We start from the raw sequence: 4,049 nt of genomic DNA on the forward strand, positions 1-4,049 counted from the left end.
CCCACCTGCACTGCCGCCGCCAACACCGGATGCTCCACCCGATCCAAACCAGCCGCCGACACATCACCAGCACCCACCGACGGCATCAACCAATAATTCTCACGCTGGAAGGCATAGGTCGGCAGATCCACTCGCTGGGTTCCGGTTCCGTCGTACACCGCTTCCCAATCCACGGCCACGCCGGCACCATGGGCCTGTCCCAGCGAGAGCAAGAACCGGGACATGCCTCCTTCGCCGCGCCGCAGTGATCCGACCACAGCCACGCGGTCCGCCGCGCCCAGCGTTTCAGCAGTCTCCTCAATGGCCATCGTCAGCACGGGGTGCGGAGACATCTCCAGGAAACTTCCGGTGCCGTTCTCGATCAGGGCCCGGATCGCGGGCTCGAAGCCCACCTGTCCACGAAGGTTCTGGTACCAGTACCCGGCGTCCATCGTGGTGCTGTCGATGAAGGCGCCCACCGCGGTGGAGTACACGGGGACCTTCCCCGACATCGGTGCCACCGATGCCAGGGCCTCCAGAAGCTCGGTCTCCAACGCCTCGACCTGTGCGGTGTGCGACGCGTAGTCCACCTTCACCCGCCGGGCCCGGACCTCATCGCGCTCACACGTCGCCAGCAGTTCGTCCAGAGCCTCCGGTTCCCCGGCGACCACGACTGACGAAGGACCGTTCACCGTCGCCACCGACACCCGACCCGCGTAAGGAGCGATCAGTTCCTCAGCCCGCTCCGCACCCACCGCGACGGACATCATCCCGCCGAGCCCAGCCAACCGGTCACGCACCAACTGACTGCGCACCGCCACGATCCGCGCGGCATCCCGCAACGACAACCCACCCGCCACGTACGCCGCAGCAATCTCCCCCTGCGAATGCCCCACCACCGCGGACGGTTCGACGCCGTACGAACGCCACACCGCCGCCAAACCCACCATCACCGCGAACAACGCGGGCTGCACCACATCCACCCGCTCCAACGACGGAGCACCCTCAACACCCCGCAACACATCCTCAAGCCGCCACTCCACGAACTCCGACAACGCCTCCCCACACGCCGCTACTTCAGCAGCGAACACCGGAGACCCGTCCAACAACCCCACCGCCATACCCACCCACTGCGCACCCTGCCCCGGGAAGACGAACACCGACTTCACACCCGCACCCGCAACCTGCCCCTCCACCACATTCACCGCAGGAGCAGCCGAAGCCAGTGCGTCCAGACCCGCCAGCAGCTCCTCACGGTCCGCGGCCACCACCATCGCCCGCCGCTCCAGCAGCGCGCGGGTGGTGGCTGAGGAGAAGCCGACGTCGGCCACGGTCAGGTCCGAGTTCGCAGCGACACGCTCGCGCAGTCGCCGTGCCTGGTCCCGCAGGGCGGCGTCGCCACGAGCTGACACCAGGACGGGCAGGGCTCCGCCCAGATCCGCGGATTCGGACGGCTCGACCTCCGCCCGCTGCTCGATCGGGGCCTCCTCCACGATGATGTGGGCGTTGGTTCCGCTCACGCCGAACGACGACACACCCGCACGCCGCGGACGGCCGGGGCTGGTCCACTCCCGCGCCTCCGTCAACAGCCGAACGTCACCCGACGTCCAGTCGACGTGCGGCGACGGCTCGTCCACGTGCAACGTCGACGGCAACACACCGTGACGCATGGCCATCACCATCTTGATGACGCCCGCCACACCAGCCGCAGCCGACGTGTGACCGATGTTCGACTTGATGGAACCCAGCCACAACGGGTCCCCGTCACGCTCGGCGCCGTACGTCGCCAACAACGCCTGCGCCTCGATCGGGTCACCCAACTTCGTCCCCGTACCGTGGCCTTCGACCGCGTCCACATCGGACGGAGACAGTCCGGCACTCGCCAACGCCTGCCGGATCACCCGCTCCTGCGACGGACCGTTCGGCGCCGTGATGCCGTTGCTCGCACCGTCCTGGTTCACCGCACTGCCACGCAGCACGGCCAAGACCTTGTGGCCCTTGCGCTGGGCGTCCGACAACCGTTCCACGACGAGCACACCCACTCCGTCGGCGAAACCGGTGCCATCCGCGGACGAGGCGTACGCACGGCACCGTCCGTCGGGCGACAATCCGCGCTGGCGGCTGAACTCCGTGAGGAGGAAGGGGCCGGACATGATCGTCACGCCGCCGATGAGCGCCATCTCGCACTCACCCGCTCGCAGCGCCTGGGACGCGAAGTGCAGGGCAACGGCGGAGGAGGAACAGGCCGTGTCCACGGAGACCGCCGGACCTTCGAGTCCCAGGATGTAGGCGATCCTGCCGGAAACGACACTGGTACTGGATCCGGTGAGGCGGAAGCCCTCCACCTGCGACGTGGATCCGTTGACACCGTAGTCAGAGGAGCTGACCCCGCAGAAGACGCCGGTGTTGCTTCCCTTGAGCGAGGTGGGGTCGATTCCTGCGTGCTCGAACGCCTCCCACGAGGACTCCAGCAACAGACGCTGCTGCGGATCCATGGCCGTCGCTTCACGCGGGCTGATCCCGAAGAAGTCCGCGTCGAACAGGCCCGCTCCGTCGACGAATCCGCCACCGCGCGTGTAGACGGTCCCCAACTGGTCGGGGTTGGGGTCGTAGAGCCGCTCCAGGTCCCAGCCGCGGTCGATCGGGAACGGACCGATGGCGTCCCGCCCGGAAGCCACCAACTGCCACAGTTCGTCGGGCGTTGTCACCCCGCCCGGATACCGGCAGCTCATGCCCACGATCGCCAGGGGTTCGCCGGCATCCACCGGCCCGGTGCGCGCCACCTCACGGCCAGACGCCGCAGCCCGTGCGCCCACCGTCACCTGCGACATCAGGAATCGCGCTACGGCTGCCGGGGAAGGGTGGTCGAAGACCAGGGTGGCGGGGAGACGTGCACCGGTGGTCTGGGTGAGTCGGTTGCGCAGTTCGACCGCGCTCAGGGAGTCGAAGCCGAGGTCCTTGAACGCCCGCTCCGGCTCGACCGAAGCTGCTGACGCATGCCCGAGCACCGACGCCACCTGTGCCTGGACGAGTTCGAGCACGATCCGCTCGCGCTCCGCTTCGGGCGCCTCGGACAGCCGTTGGGCCAGTGCACCCGTCTGGGACTCGGACTTGGGCGGAGCCTTGACCAGACCGCGCAGCAGGGGCGGAAGCAGTCCGGCCCTCGCCTGGGCGCGCAGCACCGTGGTGTCCAGCTCAGTGGGAACGACCACGGTCGCATCCGCTTCGAGGGCCTGGTCGAACAGCGCCAGGCCGGTCTCGGCGGTGAGCGCACTCATGCCCATCCGTTCCAGACGGGCGAGCTCGGCCTGACCGAGTCCTGACCCCATACCTTCGCTCTGGGACCAGAGGCCCCAGGCGAGGGAGGTGGCGGGCAGTTCCGCGGCACGGCGGGTCGCTGCGAGCGCGTCGAGTGCGGCGTTCGCCGCAGCGTAGTTGCCCTGACCCGGGCTCCCCATCAACGCCGCCATCGAGGAGAACACGATGAAGGCGGAGAGGTCGGAGTCGGCGGTCAGTTCGTGCAGGTGCCAGGCCGCGTCCACCTTCGGACGCATCACACGGTCGATCTGCTCGACGGTCAACGACTCCACCACACCGTCATCCAACACACCCGCCGTATGCACGACACCCGTCAACGGACCCTCCACCGAAGCGAGTGCCCCGGCCAGCTGCTCGCGGTCGGACACGTCGCAAGCCACGACCCGAGCCGAACAACCCAACACGTCCAACTCCGCGACTAGGTCCGCAGCACCCTCAGCCGCCGGACCACGACGGCTCAGCAGCAGAAGGTCACGCACCCCGTGCGACGTGGCGAGGTGACGGGCGAAGATCGCACCCAAACCACCCGTACCACCCGTCACCACCACCGTCCCCTCAGGATCGAAGGACCGAACGGGCGCGTCCAATGCTCCAGCAGCCGAACGGATCAGGCGCGGCGCCAACAACCGACCGTCACGCACCGCGAGCTGCGGCTCGTCCACCGCCAGCAACGCACCCCAGTCCGGCTCCTGGTCACCGTCCACATCCACCAGAACGAACCGACCCGGATGCTCCGACTGCGCACTCCGCAA

Annotated in this window: 1 protein-coding gene; it reads right to left on the minus strand. The window is 68.3% G+C overall.

Annotated elements, in window-relative coordinates; all coding sequences use genetic code 11:
- Nucleotides 1–4,049 (minus strand): SDR family NAD(P)-dependent oxidoreductase (locus tag ACFYOU_RS33280; protein ID WP_391311046.1); only part of this gene is annotated, 4,049 nt, incomplete at both ends.

It is taken from the genome of Streptomyces sp. NPDC005955, from assembly GCF_042871255.1.
Classification (GTDB): domain Bacteria; phylum Actinomycetota; class Actinomycetes; order Streptomycetales; family Streptomycetaceae; genus Streptomyces.